Origin of the sequence: Streptacidiphilus monticola, assembly GCF_042658505.1 — a bacterium.
Taxonomy (GTDB): Bacteria; Actinomycetota; Actinomycetes; order Streptomycetales; family Streptomycetaceae; genus Streptacidiphilus; species Streptacidiphilus monticola.
The window spans coordinates 1-14,373 of record NZ_JBHSQJ010000122.1; the positions used below are offsets into that span (position 1 = coordinate 1).

Annotated in this window: 13 protein-coding genes and 1 pseudogene; 8 read left to right on the plus strand and 6 right to left on the minus strand. The window is 71.2% G+C overall.

The annotated features are described in order from the left end of the window. On the minus strand, positions 1-485 hold a 485-nt coding region (locus tag ACFP3V_RS25020), incomplete at its 3' end, for an ABC transporter substrate-binding protein (RefSeq protein WP_380587688.1). Between the two features lie 460 nt (positions 486-945). Here ACFP3V_RS25020 and ACFP3V_RS25025 point away from each other — a divergent pair. Together ACFP3V_RS25025 and ACFP3V_RS25030 are read left to right on the plus strand one after the other, a co-directional pair. Beyond that, positions 946-2,502, plus strand: a complete 1,557-nt coding sequence (locus ACFP3V_RS25025) for a GH39 family glycosyl hydrolase (RefSeq protein WP_380587691.1) — start codon at positions 946-948, stop codon at positions 2,500-2,502. A 427-nt stretch (positions 2,503-2,929) separates the two neighbouring features. Beyond that, positions 2,930-3,445 (plus strand): DUF6328 family protein, encoded by a 516-nt coding sequence (locus ACFP3V_RS25030; RefSeq protein WP_380587694.1) that lies wholly within the window; start codon positions 2,930-2,932, stop codon positions 3,443-3,445. A gap of 402 nt (positions 3,446-3,847) precedes the next feature. Here the strand turns inward: ACFP3V_RS25030 and ACFP3V_RS25035 are convergent, their stop codons facing one another. Beyond that, complete coding sequence (locus tag ACFP3V_RS25035) at positions 3,848-5,092, minus strand: MFS transporter (protein ID WP_380587697.1); 1,245 nt, start codon at positions 5,090-5,092, stop codon at positions 3,848-3,850. A gap of 140 nt (positions 5,093-5,232) precedes the next feature. Between ACFP3V_RS25035 and ACFP3V_RS25040 the strand changes: the two genes are divergently transcribed. Then, a complete protein-coding gene (locus tag ACFP3V_RS25040) occupies positions 5,233-6,174 on the plus strand; it encodes a LysR family transcriptional regulator (protein WP_380587700.1) in 942 nt (313 codons plus the stop codon). A gap of 84 nt (positions 6,175-6,258) precedes the next feature. On the opposite strand, the gene ACFP3V_RS25045 is transcribed toward ACFP3V_RS25040, so the two are convergent. Then, positions 6,259-6,483, minus strand: a complete 225-nt coding sequence (locus ACFP3V_RS25045) for a type 2 periplasmic-binding domain-containing protein (protein WP_380587703.1) — start codon at positions 6,481-6,483, stop codon at positions 6,259-6,261. A gap of 213 nt (positions 6,484-6,696) precedes the next feature. On the opposite strand from ACFP3V_RS25045, the gene ACFP3V_RS25050 reads away from it, so the two are divergent. Continuing rightward, positions 6,697-7,044, plus strand: a complete 348-nt coding sequence (locus ACFP3V_RS25050; RefSeq protein ID WP_380588060.1) for an MmcQ/YjbR family DNA-binding protein — start codon at positions 6,697-6,699, stop codon at positions 7,042-7,044. Between the two features lie 171 nt (positions 7,045-7,215). Here the strand turns inward: ACFP3V_RS25050 and ACFP3V_RS25055 are convergent. The 3 genes and pseudogenes from ACFP3V_RS25055 to ACFP3V_RS25065 form a co-directional block, all read right to left on the minus strand. Further along, positions 7,216-7,380: pseudogene (locus tag ACFP3V_RS25055) on the minus strand (transposase); the annotation flags it as partial. Positions 7,381-7,484: 104 nt separating this feature from the next. After that, a complete protein-coding gene (locus tag ACFP3V_RS25060) occupies positions 7,485-8,195 on the minus strand; it encodes a hypothetical protein (protein ID WP_380587705.1) in 711 nt (236 codons plus the stop codon). Positions 8,196-8,425: 230 nt separating this feature from the next. Further along, positions 8,426-8,749 carry a hypothetical protein gene (locus tag ACFP3V_RS25065; RefSeq protein ID WP_380587708.1) on the minus strand — a complete coding sequence of 108 codons (324 nt, stop codon included), beginning with the start codon at positions 8,747-8,749 and terminating at the stop codon, positions 8,426-8,428. A gap of 509 nt (positions 8,750-9,258) precedes the next feature. On the opposite strand from ACFP3V_RS25065, the gene ACFP3V_RS25070 reads away from it, so the two are divergent. The 4 genes from ACFP3V_RS25070 (at position 9,259) to ACFP3V_RS25085 (ending at position 14,350) form a co-directional block, all read left to right on the plus strand. Beyond that, positions 9,259-11,550, plus strand: coding sequence for a hypothetical protein (locus tag ACFP3V_RS25070; protein ID WP_380587711.1), 2,292 nt, complete (start codon positions 9,259-9,261; stop codon positions 11,548-11,550). After that, entirely contained in the window at positions 11,543-12,601 is a 1,059-nt protein-coding gene (locus tag ACFP3V_RS25075; protein WP_380587714.1) for a hypothetical protein, read from the plus strand. The genes ACFP3V_RS25070 and ACFP3V_RS25075 overlap by 8 nt, the downstream gene beginning before the upstream one ends. A 181-nt stretch (positions 12,602-12,782) precedes the next feature. Then, the gene (locus ACFP3V_RS25080; RefSeq protein WP_380587717.1) at positions 12,783-13,514 is read left to right on the plus strand and encodes a hypothetical protein; all 732 of its coding nucleotides are present in this window, start codon (positions 12,783-12,785) and stop codon (positions 13,512-13,514) included. After that, on the plus strand, positions 13,511-14,350 hold the full coding sequence (locus ACFP3V_RS25085) for an N-acetylmuramic acid 6-phosphate etherase (RefSeq protein WP_380587720.1): 840 nt from the start codon (positions 13,511-13,513) through the stop codon (positions 14,348-14,350). The genes ACFP3V_RS25080 and ACFP3V_RS25085 overlap by 4 nt, the downstream gene beginning before the upstream one ends. Positions 14,351-14,373 lie beyond the last annotated feature (23 nt).

Here is a 14,373-nt window from a genome sequence, read left to right on the forward strand (position 1 = left end):
AGGTCCTTGCTGTAGTAGATGCCCTCGGGCTGCGTGTCGGTCGGCATCGCGTAGACCTTGCCGTCGATCGAATCGCCTGCGACGGCCGCCGTACCCACGTTCGCCTTGTCGGTGTCGGTGAGGTTCAGCTCCTGGATCTGGCCGGCGTCGACCATGGCCCGCATCTTGCCGCCACCGCGCTGCAGGAAGATGTCCGGCGCGGAGTTGGAGTTGAGCGCGGTCTGCAGCTTGCCGTCGAAGTCCTCGTTCTGGATCGCCTGGATCTTGATCGTGACGTTCGGGTGCAGCGCGTGGTACGCCTTCACGGCGGCCTTGAAGTAGTCGTCGCCGGGCCCGGGTTGGGCGTTCTCCCAGAAGGTCAGCGTGACCTTGCCGTCGGACGAGCCGCCACTGCTGCCGGTGCTGCCCCCGGCACAGCCGGTGGCGGCGAGCGCCATGCCCAAACCGATCGCAACAGCCGTGACGCTGCGTGTCTTCCTCGTCATCGTGGAAACTCCCTCATCTGTCGTCAGTGACACATTCGGTGCGATAGTTTGCGCAACTAATGGCACGCCTGTGGCGGCCTGGCCATGTCTACCGCCTGAAATGGGCGAGCAGCAACAGTAGAGTTTTCGCAAGTTGCGTAATCGTTACCGAAACGAGAGGGCGGTTCGTGAGGCATGAACCGGGGCCGGCCGACAGCTCGGCCATCTGGACGACGAACGCTCGCGGCGATGGATGGCGGTCAAGGACGCCGAGTGAGAAGTCCGAGATGTTCGTCGCGGTCCGGACCCTCCGGCTCATGCGGCGCGAGGCCGCCGTACGCCACGAGGCGACCACCGTGACGCCTTGACACTTTTTCCGCCAACTCCCTAGGGTGCGCGGCGCGTTGAGCAGGAGCACGGCTTGGCCGGCTGCCCGTCCGCAGCGCACCGTCACCCGCACCGCAGCAAAGGAACCACCACCATGCAGATCGTCGTTCCCGACCAGTCGATCGGTCAGCTCTCCGACGCCTGGCGCCACTGCGTCGGCACGGGTCGGCTCGACCTCGCGCTGCGGCGTGACTACCAGGAGTCGCTCGCCCTCGTGCAGAGGGAGATCGGGTTCCGGTACATCCGGGGCCACGGGCTGCTCAGCGACGGGATGGGCGTCCACCGGCCCTACGAGTACGCCGGCGAGCGGCGCGTGCGCCACGCCTTCACGTACGTCGACCAGGTGGTGGACGCCTACCTGGAGCTCGGCATCGCGCCCTTCCTGGAACTCGGATTCATGCCATCCGGGCTCGCCTCGGGCGACGACACCGTGTTCTGGTGGAAGGGCAACATCACCCCTCCTCGCGACGAGAAGGAGTGGGCGGACCTGGTCCGCGCCGTCCTCAGGCACCTGATCGAGCGCTACGGCCTCGACCAGGTGCGGAAGTGGCCGATCGAGGTGTGGAACGAGCCCAACCTGCAGCCGTTCTGGTCCGCGGACCAGGACGCGTACCACCGCCTCTACGAGGTGACCTCGTTGGCCGTCAAGGAGGTCGACGCCGAGCTCCAGGTCGGCGGCCCCTCGCTCGCGCCGGGCTACCAGGACGAGTGGATCCAGCGCTTCGCCGCGTTCGTCGAGTCCCGGGACCTGCCGATCGACTTCGTCAGCCGCCACGCGTACAGCTCCGGGCCCGAGCAGCAGGTGCCGTTCGGCACGCACCAGACGCTGATGCCTGCGTCGGCTCTGCTCGAGCAGTTCCACGCGCCGCGGCGTCAGCTCGCGGGCACCAAGCTCGCGGACCTGCCGGTCCACATCACGGAGTTCAACTCCTCGTACCGGCCGGACAACCCGATCCACGACACCGCGTTCCACGCGGCGTACCTCGCGCCGGTGCTGGCGGGCGGCGGTGACGTCGCGGACTCCTTCTCCTACTGGACGTTCAGCGACGTGTTCGAGGAGGTGGGCATCCCCACCGCGCCGTTCCACGGCGGCTTCGGCCTGCTGACGCACCGGCAGATCAAAAAGCCCACCTACCACCTGTACGCCTTCATGGCCGACATGGGCGACCAGGTGCTGGCCCGCGGCGAGGACCACCTGGTCACGCGGCACGGCGACGGCCGCGTCACCGTGCTGGCCTGGGCCCCGGCCGACCCGACCGGCCGCGAGCCCGTCGACGGCCACACCGTTCGGCTGTCCCTGCCCATCGGCGCCCCCGGCGCGCACGGCTCCGCCTTCGCGCGCCGCCGTTCCGTGAGCGAGGACGCCGGCAACTCCTGGGCCGCCTGGTGCGAGATGGGGCGGCCCTTGGCGCCCAGCAACCGCCAGCTCGACGCCCTGCGCGAGGCCGCCGAACCCGGCCGCTCGCACCGGAGCGTCCCCGTCGCCGGCGGACGCGCCGACGTGGACCTCGTCCTGGGCCGCAACGAGGTGACGCTGCTCGAACTCACCCCGGTCGTCGACGAGACGCCCGAGTGGTGGGACGGCGGCCGTCTCTTCGGCCTCGGCGCGGAGGCCAGCGACGGCACCGAGGCCTCCGGAAACCCCGTGTGAGCACCGCGCCGCACCCGTAGCGCGAGGCGTCGACGCGACCGAGCAGCGCTCCTGCCGCGGTGCACCTCCACGCAGCATGCGTGCGCGGAGCCGTACCCGTCGCGCGGACGCGGAGAGCCCCGCGGCGGGGCCGCCGTCGCGCAGGACGCTGTGGCGGCTGGAGACGGGTGTGGACGCGGAGGTACCGCCGCTCGCCGTGATGGAGCACGATCGGCAACTGGTCATCCGGCAGGTGCAGTTGAGCGAGAGAGCAACAAAACCGGGGCCCCCTCCGATCCGGGTGTGGACTGCCTGGTGACAGCGAAGCCGACGCGGCTGCGCCGGGCCGCTGACCTCCCGTCACCCGGCTTCCACCTCCGGGGGCGTTCGTGTCCGACGAAGCCGGACAAGCGAAGACGTGATACGGATGCGGACACGGAGGTGAGGCATGTCCGAGAGGAACAGCCGCGGACCGGCCGAGGGCGGACCCGGGCGCGACGAGACGCCGCAGGAACAGGCGGACCGCAAGTGGAACGAGATGCTGCAGGAGGTCCGCGTCTCCCAGACCGGCGCGCAGATCCTCTTCGGCTTCCTCCTCAGCGTCGCCTTCACCCCGCGCTTCCAGCGGCTGTCGGGCTTCGACAAGGACCTGTACGCCACAGCGGTGGTCCTGGGCGCCTTCGCCACCGGGGCGCTGATCGCGCCCGTCGCCTTCCACCGCTTCCTGTCCGGCCACGACCTCAAGCGCGAACTCACCCGGGTCGCCGCACGGTTGATCGACACCGGCCTGGCGCTGCTGGCCCTCACGATCTCCGTCGCCCTGCTCCTGCTGCTGCGCACGGCCACCGGCAGCGCCGCCTTCGCCTGGACCGCGTCGGCAGCCGTGGCCTGCTGGTTCCTCGTCAGCTGGCTGCTGCTACCCGCCCTGGTCCTACGCCGTGCGGAGCGGGACGCACGTCCCTGATGCCCGGCACCGTCCTCGCAGCGACACCTTGGGGAGGTCCGCGTCGAGATGGCGCCGGGCTGCTGCCGGGTCGGCACTGAGCCGCCGCCACACCGAGTGGGGCGGCGGCACCTGGTTGTCGGCATCGGTGAAGCCGACGCGTACGTAGGCGATCCTGCCGCCACCTTCGCGAACGTCGGCGACGGCCCCTGCCACACGACCGAGCATCGCGTCGTGGTCCTCGCCGTCGGGCACAAAGGCCAGGGTCGCGGGCCGGCGGTCGGTGACGAGAAGAGCGGTATGGGTGGGGTCAAGCACGGGGGCGGTTCCGCGCGAGTTCTCTGAACGGTGGTGGGCCGGGTCGACGCGGCTGCGCACCGGCGGACCGGCCGCGGCGGCCTGCGGGTGGCACGTCGTGGTGCCTCATGCGTGGCTGCGGGACAGTTCGGGCTTGTGGTGCGACGTCTGGTCCTGTCGGGGAAGCAGGAGCGGCGTGGTCAAGATGAGCAGTCCCGCGACCGTGAGAGCGGTACGTAGGCTGGTGACGTCCGCGAGCAGCCCGGCGAGCGCGGTGAGGACGGCGATGGCGGCCTGTTGGCCGATCGACCAGGCCGACAGGGTGCGGGCCACGAGATGCTTGGGGGTGTGTTCGAGCCGGTAGGTGGCGAGCACCGGGCTGTACAGGCTCATGTTGATGATGATGGCCAGCTCGACGCCCATCACGGTGACGAGGCCGACGACGCCGGGACGGACAAGGGCCAGGCCGATCAGCCAGACGGCGCGCAGAGTGCCGACGGTCCGGAGGACCCAGTGCCGGCCGTAGCGGGCGACGACCCGGCGGGCCAGCCGCGAGCCGATGAGTCCGCCGACACAGGGCGCCGCGAAGGCGAGACCGTACTGCCAGGGCGGGAAGCCGAGCTGGCGAAGCAGGAGCACGGCCAGCAGCGGCTCGGTGGCCATGATCAGACCGCCGACAAGCATGTGGTTGAGGTAGAGCGCCCGCAAACCGGGGTGACCCATGAGGTGTCGCCAGCCGTCGAGCAGTGCGCCCGCCCCGGCACGGCCCTTGTGGGTCGTTCGCGCCGCTTCTTCCTGGCTGCGGATCGCGGTGATGCCCAACGCGGAGAGCAGGTAGCTGATCGCGTCGGCCACCACGGTCGTGACCGGCCCGAACAGGCCGATCGCCGCCCCGCCCAGCGGTGGCCCCACCGCGATGGAGCTCCAGTTCGTGGACTCGAACCGCGCGTTGGCGACGAGCAGGTCATCCGGCCGGACGAGGGCCTTGAGGTAGGCGCCACTGGCCGCGTTGAAGGCGATCTTGGCGGCGGCGACCACCGCCGAGACCACGAGCAGTTGGACGAAACTGAGCCATCCGACGGCGTAGGCGACGGGGATCGTCGCCATGGCCGCGAACCGGGCCAGGTCCATCATGATCATGACCGGGCGCTTGCGCCGGAACTCCACCCACGGCGCGAGCGGCGCCGCGATCAGCGCACCCACCGCAGGTCCCACCGCCGACAGCGCGGACACCTCGGCGGGTCCGGCATGCAGCACCAGCACAGCGACCATCGGCAACGCCCCGAACCCCAGCCCGGACCCATATGCGCTCACCGCGTACGACGCCCACAGCCAGCCGAACTGCCCGCCCAGCCGTCTCCTGCCCACCATGCTCGGCGCACTCCCCTCACGGTCCCACCCGAACAAACCGACGTTGACCAACGCGAGCAAAGCGGGAAGGACAACAGCAGGTCAAACAACTGGCCCGCCAGCAATCCACAACAATCAGTTGTTCACTAAGGTGGGTCGGCATGGATCTCGAAGCCGTCCGCACCTTCGTCGCCGTGGCCGAGGCGGGCCAGTTCCAGAAGGCCGCCGCCGACCTGGCGATCACCCAGCAGGCCGTCTCCAAACGCATCGCCACGCTGGAGCGCGCCCTCGGCGTGCGGCTGTTCACCCGTGCCGCACGCGGCGCTGAGCTCACCATCGACGGGCAGGCGTTCCTGCCCCACGCACGCGAGTTGATGCGCGTCGCCGAGCGCGCGGGCGCGTCCGTGCGCCCCGGCCGCCGGCCGCTGCGCGTCGACGTACTCGCCTCACGCAGCGCGCAGTCGGGCCTGATGCGCGGCTTCCACCGGGCACACCCCGAGATCGACCTCGACGTGATGATGCTGTTCGACATCGAGACGGCCATCACTGCGATTCGCTCCGGTGCGATCGACGCGTCCTTCCGCGCCGTCGCCGCACCCGGCCGACCCCTTCCCGAGGAGATCGCCTGCGTCCGGGTGCTCGACGAGCCGCTCCAACTCCTCACCGGCCCCGCCCACGCACTGGCAGGCGCCCAATCACTCACCCTCGCCCAACTCGTCGGACACCGGATCTGGATGCCCGGCATCGCCCCCGGCACCGAGTGGGCCGCCTACTACGACGACCTCGTCGCCGAGTTCGGCCTCACCATCGAGGTCACCGGCCCCAACTTCGGCTCCGACGCCCTCCTCGACACCATCGCCGACACACCGGCCCTGGCCACCCTCATCGGCGAGCCCACCCGCCTGATCTGGCCCGCCGACCACGGCCTGCGCCGCATCCCGGTGACCGACCCGACGCCCGTCTACCCGCACTCACTCCTCTGGCACCGCGACAACCCCCACCCAGCGCTGGCCACCCTCCGCACCTACCTCGCCGCCACGACGTCCGGCCACGACGCCGCCGGGACCTGGACACCGGGCTGGGTGATTCCGCGGTCCACTTGACCCCGAACTGAAGCACCGGGCGCGGTGCGCGCCGAGAAGGACGCGGGCCCGCCCGTACGAAAGCCGGGCAGGCCCGGTGTCCGGTCATCCGTCGCGGGGGCTGCCTTGCCCGGCGCTCGCACAGGTGCGCCTCCCTGCGCGCGATCGGAAGACCCCCGTCAGTGCGGGTAGCGCGGGGATGGGGATCAGCCGCAGGTCCGGGTGGGACGGCCCGGTCCAGGCGGGCAGGGCCGGCACGACGGCGACGCCAAGTCCCAGTTCCGCCAGCAGAATGGCGGTGTCCCAGTCGGTGACGCTGGTGTCGAACACGGGCCTGATCCCAGCACTGGCCAGCCACGCGCCCAGCTGCACGCGCGAAGTGGATTGCGCGGCAGCCCGATCAGCCGGGCCCCTCGAAGGTCCCCCGGTTCCAGCTCTTGCGAGCTCCAAGATCTTCGCACCCCCGACCCCCGCTCTGGGGCCGAGGCCGCCAAGGGTGGCGGATGCCGACGCGGCCACGCTGGGGCGTCTAGGGTGACGGCCATGGTCGATGCCGATGACGTGCGCCGTATCGCCTTGTCCCTCCCGGAGACCGTGGAGAAGGAGGCATGGAGCATGCCGACGTTCCGGGTCGCCGGGAAGATGTTCGTCACGGTTCCCGACGACCAGACGTCCTTCGCCGTGCGGTGCCCGAAGCATGACCGAGCGGAGCTGATCGCTGCGGAGCCGCAGAAGTTCTGGGTGCCGCCGCACGAGGCGTCTTCCGCTTGGGTACGTGTGCGACTCGGCGCTCTGGAAGGCAGCGCCGAGCTGTACGACATCCTGGTGGACTCCTGGAAGCAGGCCGCACCCGACCGGCTCGTGGCCGACTTCGCCCCGGAAAGCAGCTGACTGGCCGTCACGCAGACGCGGGGTCACGTCCCCTCTCACGATCTGACGTGCTCGGCAACGGTCCGCTCGACGCGCCGGCCGGCAGCGGCGGACAAGGCGGCCCCCTCTCCGGCTCTCTGCCTGCCACTGGCGGGATACGCCTGGCGCGCGGCCACCAAGCTCCCCGCCTGTGTTCAGGGCGTCATCTGCGGCGCGGTCGCCGCCGCGGTGGAGGCGATGGCGGTTGGTGCGGCGGCCCGACGACGCCGGGACCGGGGCGGCCCCGCAGAGGTGGCGAAAGACGCCTCACTGCGGGGCCGTTCCGGGGGTGTCACCCGCGCTGGTCAGCAACTGGCCGGAGGTCTCGGGGCCGAAGCCGGCGACGCCATGAGCCGGGGGCCGGCCTGGCGTTCAGCGCTCCCGCCAGGTCGGGTGTCAAAGGGCGGCAGGACGACGGCAGTTCAGCTCAGATCGGGCGCGGCCAGCGGGATGTAGGGGGCGAGCTCGGGGTGCAGCCATGGGGGTGGGGTGCCCAGCGAGTCTCCAAGCCGGACGTAGAGGGCGTGCAAGGTGGGGGCGAAGTGCCAGTCTCGGCGGGTCAGGCGGGGATCGTCGTCGCTGTAGCGGCCCTCGATGACGGCTTTGAAGCCGTCGTCCGCGCGTGTGACCAGGATGTCGTTGTCGTTGCCGTCCGGGCCCATGTTGGCGACTCGGCGCAGTTCGCCGTCGCGCAGCGGTGTGATGGGTGCGGCCTGCAGGCTCGGGGCGGGGCGGCCGACCAGCCAGGGTTCGTTGCCGGCGTGGGCGGCCCACCACTGCGCCTCGTAGCCGGTGATGTGGAGCTTCGGGATGCCGCGTGAGCGAAGGAAGCGCAGCGAGTGCTCCATCACGGTGTCGAAGGACGGGTCGTCCTGCAGAAAGCCCAGGGCTTCGATGACCATGCGCTCCGCGCCGAGGGCGGCCCACTGTCCGTGGGTGGCCGCGTCGACCATCGCGGCCATGAATGCGGCTCGGTCCGCCTGGCCCCACTGGTAGGCGCGCATCGTCAGGTTGACCGCCCAGGTGGTCTCAGCGTCACCCGCGTTCCTGGTGTCGAAGGCGTGGCGTCCGAAGCGGTCGAGGTCGTCGCGGGTGATCTGCGGTGGTGCCGTCCTTCTGCTGAACCAGGGCATGGTGTCGCTCCTCAGCGTGAGTGCTCGTCCAGGTGTGTGCCTGAGCCGTCGGGTGGAGACGTCCGGATCCGGATCCGGCACCGGGGGCGCTGGAGCCGGACCGGACGTCAGTTGATGCGGAATCGGTCAGCGGGTGGGTTCACTGCTTCTTGCTGCACGCCGAGCATCGGACGGTTCCGTCGTTCCAGCGTTCCGTCGGCGCCCCGCAGCATGCGGACTTGGCCATCGTGTCACTCCGCCAGCAGGCCGGCGGCGACGGCGCGGTCACGGCGCAGGACGGCCCGGACCTCGCGGCCTTCGTACTCGGTGGTGGCGATCCAGGGAGAGGGCCGGCGGCCGGTCGCCAGCCACGTGACGAGCACGACGGGCCAGACGAAGGACTTGGCCACGGTCAGGGCGAAGTAGGGGATGTTCGGCAGGAGGAACACGCGCCAGTCGATGCCGCGGCGCAGCGGGTTGGCGCCCATGAGGCCGGCACGGAAGAAGAAGACGCCGTAGCCACCGGTGGGGATGCCGAGCAGGTACACGAAGTACAGGGTGATCAGGAAGTCCATGCCCCTGGTCTCCTCTCTTGGTTGGGCTGCCCGTACCGATGCGCCCGGGCGCCAGGAGAGATTGAGCCATGGCGGAGCCGGCTCGGTCCCGTGAAGCTTCACGTTCCGGTGCAACGCCGACTTGGACCGGGTTTCGGTCGCGGCAACCCCCAACTCCCGCGAGGGCCGCTGCAATGGGTCCACTGCCGCGGACGGCGGTGGACGAGGGAAGGGAAGATCACCATGGCTTGCGCTTGCACGAAGGCCGGACGGACCAAGTGCGCGTGGTGCAAGGAGGCGGAGGTGCACCGCATTCCGCTGCCCCACCACAAGTGCCCCTGGGGCAAGTGCTCTTGAGTGCCGTATGCCGGTGCGCCCCGATCCCGCCCGCTCGGGCGGCGTCCGGGGTGAACGGGGCGGGGNTTGCGGGGGCGGCGGCCCGCGCGCTTGGCCGAAGACCAATGCTGACACTTTGCGCGAAACCGCTTGATGCCCCCTGGGCCGCCTGTGAGGATACGCGGATGGGGGCGATGCTGGCTTCAAGAACGATCAAGGATTTCGCCCGGGCGCTGGTGGGCCATCTGCACGGGAACCCGCTGTCCGCTGCGAGCGTCCCCGAGGAGTTCCTGCCGCTGCTGGTGGCAGACGGGCACTGGCGCCCTGACGGTGTGGCCCGCGGCCTGGACTTCCTGGCCAGGGTGCTGGAGGTGTTCGAGGAGGGGGCCGAGTTCACGCCGCGAGGTGGTGCCACGCTGGAGTGCATGGCGCGAACGGCTGCTCTTCTGTGGGGGGTTGAGGCCTACCCGTTACCCCGCGCTCAGGTGAAGGCGCAGTTACGGCTGCGGCAGCACGAGGACACCATCGCCGAGTGGCCCGAGTGCATCGGCGACGACCGCGTGGTCCGACGCGAGGCCGCACGGCTGCTGGGCCAGTCGGGCGGCCGCCCGCAACCACCGCCCGGCAGCCGTACGAGCTGGCCCTGGGGCCGCGGCGCCGACGCCGGCAACTGGCCCCCGCTCGGCGAACGCGCCGAACTGGGCCGCAGGTTGACCGGCCACTTCGGCCCGCGCCACCCCATGGTCCTGGACGACGGCACCACGGTGACCTTCCCCGGGCTCGCCGACCGGGTGGGCCGGCCCGCCTTCGACGACCTCAGGCTGCGGTTGCTGCGCACGGCCCTGGAGCCGCGGGTCGCCGCCTGGTTCCGCGACGCCCAGGACACCGAACTCGCGATCTGGTTCCGCAACAACATCGCCGAGAACTGGTCGGGTCACGACCTGTTCGCGGACCACCTGCCGCCGCTCGGCCGCCGGATGCCCTCCAACGCGAAGTACCCGGCCGCCGTCGCCACCGCCGCGCAACTGCTCGCATGGCGGATCAGCGGCGACCGCGAGGCGGGCGCCGACGCGGTGCGCCGCCTGGTCATGGCGCGCTCCCGCCTGGTGGCCGTGCTCCACCGAGCCGACGGGCACGGGGAGGGACGGATCACATGGCACGCGGAACGGCTGGGGGCGCCCGCGGCCCTGTCCGACCAGGAGGAGCTGCTTCTGGCGACTTTGACGCTCCCTCAACAACGCGTGGGTGAGGTCTTGCCCCGCCGTGGCTGGACCCCCGGCGGCGCCTTCGTCACCGGCAGCCGCTCACTCGAACTGGCCAACGACATCCGCGCGCAGTCCCAACGTTCCGAGAAGCTACGGCTCATCGACGCCTATCTCGAGGCCAGAGCGGGAGCGGTGACCGGCTCCTCGCGCGACAAGGTTTCCCTGGCGCTGGCAGACCACAGCGTCGGCTGGGACATCGTCACACTCGGCGGGCTGGACCTGGCCCGCCGCCTCTCGCAGGTGGTGCTGCGCGACCAGGTCCCCGCCCGCTGGTCCCTGCTGAGCCATGTCTACCGCAACATGGGCGTGCTGCTGAACAAGCGGAACCGGTGGGGTGAAGCGCTGACGCAGGTGGTCAACGGTCTGGAGACCTTGGACCTGCTGTCCCGCGGGGGCCTGGTCGTCGACCAGCGGGAGCACGCGGCGGCCGCCCAGCAGTTGTTCCTCGCCGGCGCCGGCGTCTGCGTGCGTCGACTCGAACGCGGACTGCAGCAGGCACGGCAGCGCGGAGCGGGGCACCGGACCTTCTTCGCCCAGGCCTGCCGGGCCACGCTGTGGTTCAGTCGCAGGGCCATGTCCGAGCTGGAATTCCTCGACCAGGAGGGCCAGTTGGCGGCGACCAGGGCCGATGCCCAGCAGCGCGGCGCCATCTCGACCGTGGCATGGCGCGCGCAGACACGCGTGATCCGGCTGCGGGCGATGCTCGCCGTGCGCACGGCGGTCGACAGTGCCCTGTGCGGGGAAGGCGACCTGCTGCAGGAATCCGAGGCCCAGGGGCCGATGGTGCCCGTCGAACCTCTGGCCCACGGGGCAGCCTCGGTGGCCGAGCTGGCCGAGATCGTGTCCCTCTACCGGGACCTGCAGCACCTCCGCGAGTTGCCGCCCTCCTCGGCACCCGATGTCATCCCGCTCGCCGTCTGGTTGGCCTTCCTCAACGGCGCCCGCCTGCCCGTCGAGGACTCTCCCGGCCGGCTCTTCGTCGAACACGCGCCCTTGTTCGGGCGCAAGGACCACGAGGCCGGCCTCTCCGACGTCGAGCTGCGTCCTCGGCTGGCGTACGTCCACCGATGGAGCGAACACAGCGCCCAGGATCTGCGGCTGCTGTCGTGGCTGCCGCTCAACGGCCCTGTGGCGGCGATGCTCTCGGCCCGCAGCGGCGACCTGTACAGAACCTTCCGCAGCGAACACGCCAACTACTCCAAGGAGTACTCCCATGACTGAACCCAGCACCTCGACCGGCACCCCGTGCTTCGCCCAGGTGCCGGTCCCCGGTTCGGGAACCCGGCCGACACCGTCAGTGCTGCGCCAGGAGATCCAGGCGTGGCTCGCCAGCGATGCCTTCACCGCCCTCGCCACTGCCGAGGGCGCACAGCCCGAGGGCTCCCTCGACGAGCAGTTGCTGTACCTGGACGGGTTCTCCGCCGCCGCCTGGGACTTCCGGGCCAAGGCGGCCCGGGCGGCGAAGGCCGGGTACGTCGAGCGCAACCAGGTCGACGTCGAGGAGGTGGCAGGCGCGCGGGAAGCGCTGGCCGTCGCCGCCGCGCAAGCCCTCGGCCTGGTCACCGCGCGGCCGCCGCGGTCCTCGCGCTACGACCACGTCCTGATCCTGGGCGGCCTGGTCAGGGCGAACCTGTGGCGTGCCGCCTACGCGGGCGCGCTGCTGTCCGGCGGCCACATCGACGCACCATCCGTCACCGCCCTCACCGCCTTTCGCCGACTGGCCCGCAACGAGCAGGACATGAGCCTGGACGAGCCCAGCCTGCTCGACGCCTTCGCGCTGCCGCGCAGGCAGACCGAGGCCGACGTGATGGAGGACTGCCTGGCGCGAGCCTTCGAGCTGGAGAGCGACTTCGTCACCGAGGCGCAGGGCGGCGAATACGACGACCACGACCGGTTCCGCGTCGCAGCGGCCAAGGCGCAGGGACGCACGGTCACGCTGGTGGCCGCACCCAACCCCGCGGGGGCGAACCGCGCCAACACCGGTCAGACCATGCGCTTCTGGGCCGAGCAGGTCGCCCGCCTCCGCCCGGGCGACTCCATCCTGTTCGTCACCTCCAGCATCTACGTGCCGTTCCAGCACGTAGTGGCCTTGCAGAACCTCGCCCTGCCCTACCAGGCGCAGGTGGACACCGTCGGGGTGGATCACGCCCTCGTCGACCCCGCGCCGATGCCGCAGGAGTTCCGGGGCGTGCACTATCTTCAGGAACTGCGATCGGCCATCCGGTCGTTCCGGCACCTGCTTGGAGACCTTGATGCGACCCCACCCTCCTGAGGCACCACCGCGCTCCCCGTTTGTCGTCGGCATCGACGCGGGCGGAAGCTCGGTCCGCGCCCGGGGAGCAAGCGCGGGCACGGTGGTACACGAGGGGCACGGCGGGCCTGCGAACGCCCTGTCCACCGATCCGGGCTCCCTCGCGCGCAGTTTCGCGGACGCCCTCTCCGGGTGCCCGCCGGTGGACCATCTGGTCGCGTGCGTGGCCGGCGCCGGGGTGGCCCAGGCCCGGGACCGCGTCGACCGGACGCTGCGTCAACTCCAGCCGCAGGCACGAGTGCAGGTACTGCCCGACTTCGCCGCCGCCTACCACGCCTTCGACGGCGACGTCGACCTGGTCGTCATCGCGGGCACCGGGACGGTGGTCTGCTCCCCGGCCGGCACCGGCTGGCGGGTCAGCGGCGGCCACGGCTGGATCCTGGGCGACCACGGCTCAGCCAGCCGCCTCGGCCGAGCCCTTCTGGAAGCGTATCTGCAGGACCCCGGCGCGCTACCGCAGTCCACGGCCGACGCCCTCGAAGCCGTCTACGGCAGCCGGGAACCGGGAGCCCTGGTGCGGTTCGTCCACATGCACCCGGCGCCGGGCGCCGCACTCGCGCTCGCCGCACCGCTGCTCACCGAGCTGACCGCACAGGGACACGCGCTCGCCAAGTCCCTGTTGGACCAGCAGATGCGCCTGCTCGCCCGCACGACAGCCGCACACGCGAGCGACATGACCGCCGGCATCCGCCCCGACGCCTCGTGGCAACCGCGGGTCGGGCTGGTCGGCGGGGTGTGGGCCGCCGCCGTCGCACGCACGTCATTCGCGCGGGCCCTGGCCGACCTCGCACCCGAACTCCACATCCGTCCTGGAGTCGGCGACCCGCTCGACGGCGCGCTGCGGCTCGCCCACACATTCGCCACGGCCCGATGACGCCCGACCCACCCCTGGAGACGCTGCGCACCGAACAGCCCCACCCTGACAGCGTCGACCTCGGATCGATGACCGCTGACCAGGCGCTGCAGCTGATGGAGCGTCACGAGCACGCTGTGCTCGACGCCCTGGTCGCCGCCCACGACGCGCTGGCGGCCGCGGCCGAACGGGTCGCGGCGGTGTACCTCGCCGGCGGCCGCACCGTGCTCCTCGGATCGGGCACCTCCGGCAGGCTCGCCCTGCAGGAGGTCAGCGAACTGCCCGCCACCTTCGGCGTCCCCGCCGAGCAGTTCCCGGCCCTGCTGGCGACCAGGGCGCCGATCGGCCCCGCCGCCGTAGCCGCCTCCGAGGACGACACCGAAGGCGTCGCCCGGGCGCTGCGGGAACGCGGCATCGGCCCCGGCGACGCCGTGATCGGACTGGCCGCATCCGGCCGCACGCCCTTCGTGCTGGCCGCAATCCGTCAGGCGCGAGCAGCCGGCGCGTGGACCTGCGGCATCGCCAACAACCCGGGCACGCCCCTGCTGTGCGAGGCGGAACTGGGCGTCCTGCTCGACACCGGACCCGAACTCCTCACCGGGTCCACCCGGATGAAGGCCGGAACGGCCCAGAAGATCGCCCTCAACCGGATCACCACCGCCGCCATGGCCCTGGCTGGACGCATCCACGGCAACTACATGGTCGAAATGCGGGCCGGCAACGGCAAGCTTCGAGAACGCGCCGTCCGCATCGTCGCCGACCTGGCCCAGTGCGACCCGGCCACCGCGCGTGGCCTCCTGGCAGCCCACGACTGGCACATCGGCGACGCCCTGCGCGCCGCGACGCCACGCCGGTAGCCCACAGAGCGCCCGACCCCGAC

Bases quoted from the DNA above. Each gene is read 5' to 3' on its own strand.
- ACFP3V_RS25065 (WP_380587708.1), bottom strand. From the start codon at position 8,749: ATGGACTTCCTGATCACCCTGTACTTCGTGTACCTGCTCGGCATCCCC.
- ACFP3V_RS25060 (WP_380587705.1), bottom strand. From the start codon at position 8,195: ATGCCCTGGTTCAGCAGAAGGACGGCACCACCGCAGATCACCCGCGAC.
- ACFP3V_RS25085 (WP_380587720.1), top strand. From the start codon at position 13,511: ATGACGCCCGACCCACCCCTGGAGACGCTGCGCACCGAACAGCCCCAC.
- ACFP3V_RS25035 (WP_380587697.1), bottom strand. From the start codon at position 5,092: ATGGTGGGCAGGAGACGGCTGGGCGGGCAGTTCGGCTGGCTGTGGGCG.
- ACFP3V_RS25040 (WP_380587700.1), top strand. From the start codon at position 5,233: ATGGATCTCGAAGCCGTCCGCACCTTCGTCGCCGTGGCCGAGGCGGGC.
- ACFP3V_RS25050 (WP_380588060.1), top strand. From the start codon at position 6,697: ATGGTCGATGCCGATGACGTGCGCCGTATCGCCTTGTCCCTCCCGGAG.
- ACFP3V_RS25075 (WP_380587714.1), top strand. From the start codon at position 11,543: ATGACTGAACCCAGCACCTCGACCGGCACCCCGTGCTTCGCCCAGGTG.
- ACFP3V_RS25030 (WP_380587694.1), top strand. From the start codon at position 2,930: ATGTCCGAGAGGAACAGCCGCGGACCGGCCGAGGGCGGACCCGGGCGC.
- ACFP3V_RS25025 (WP_380587691.1), top strand. From the start codon at position 946: ATGCAGATCGTCGTTCCCGACCAGTCGATCGGTCAGCTCTCCGACGCC.
- ACFP3V_RS25070 (WP_380587711.1), top strand. From the start codon at position 9,259: ATGCTGGCTTCAAGAACGATCAAGGATTTCGCCCGGGCGCTGGTGGGC.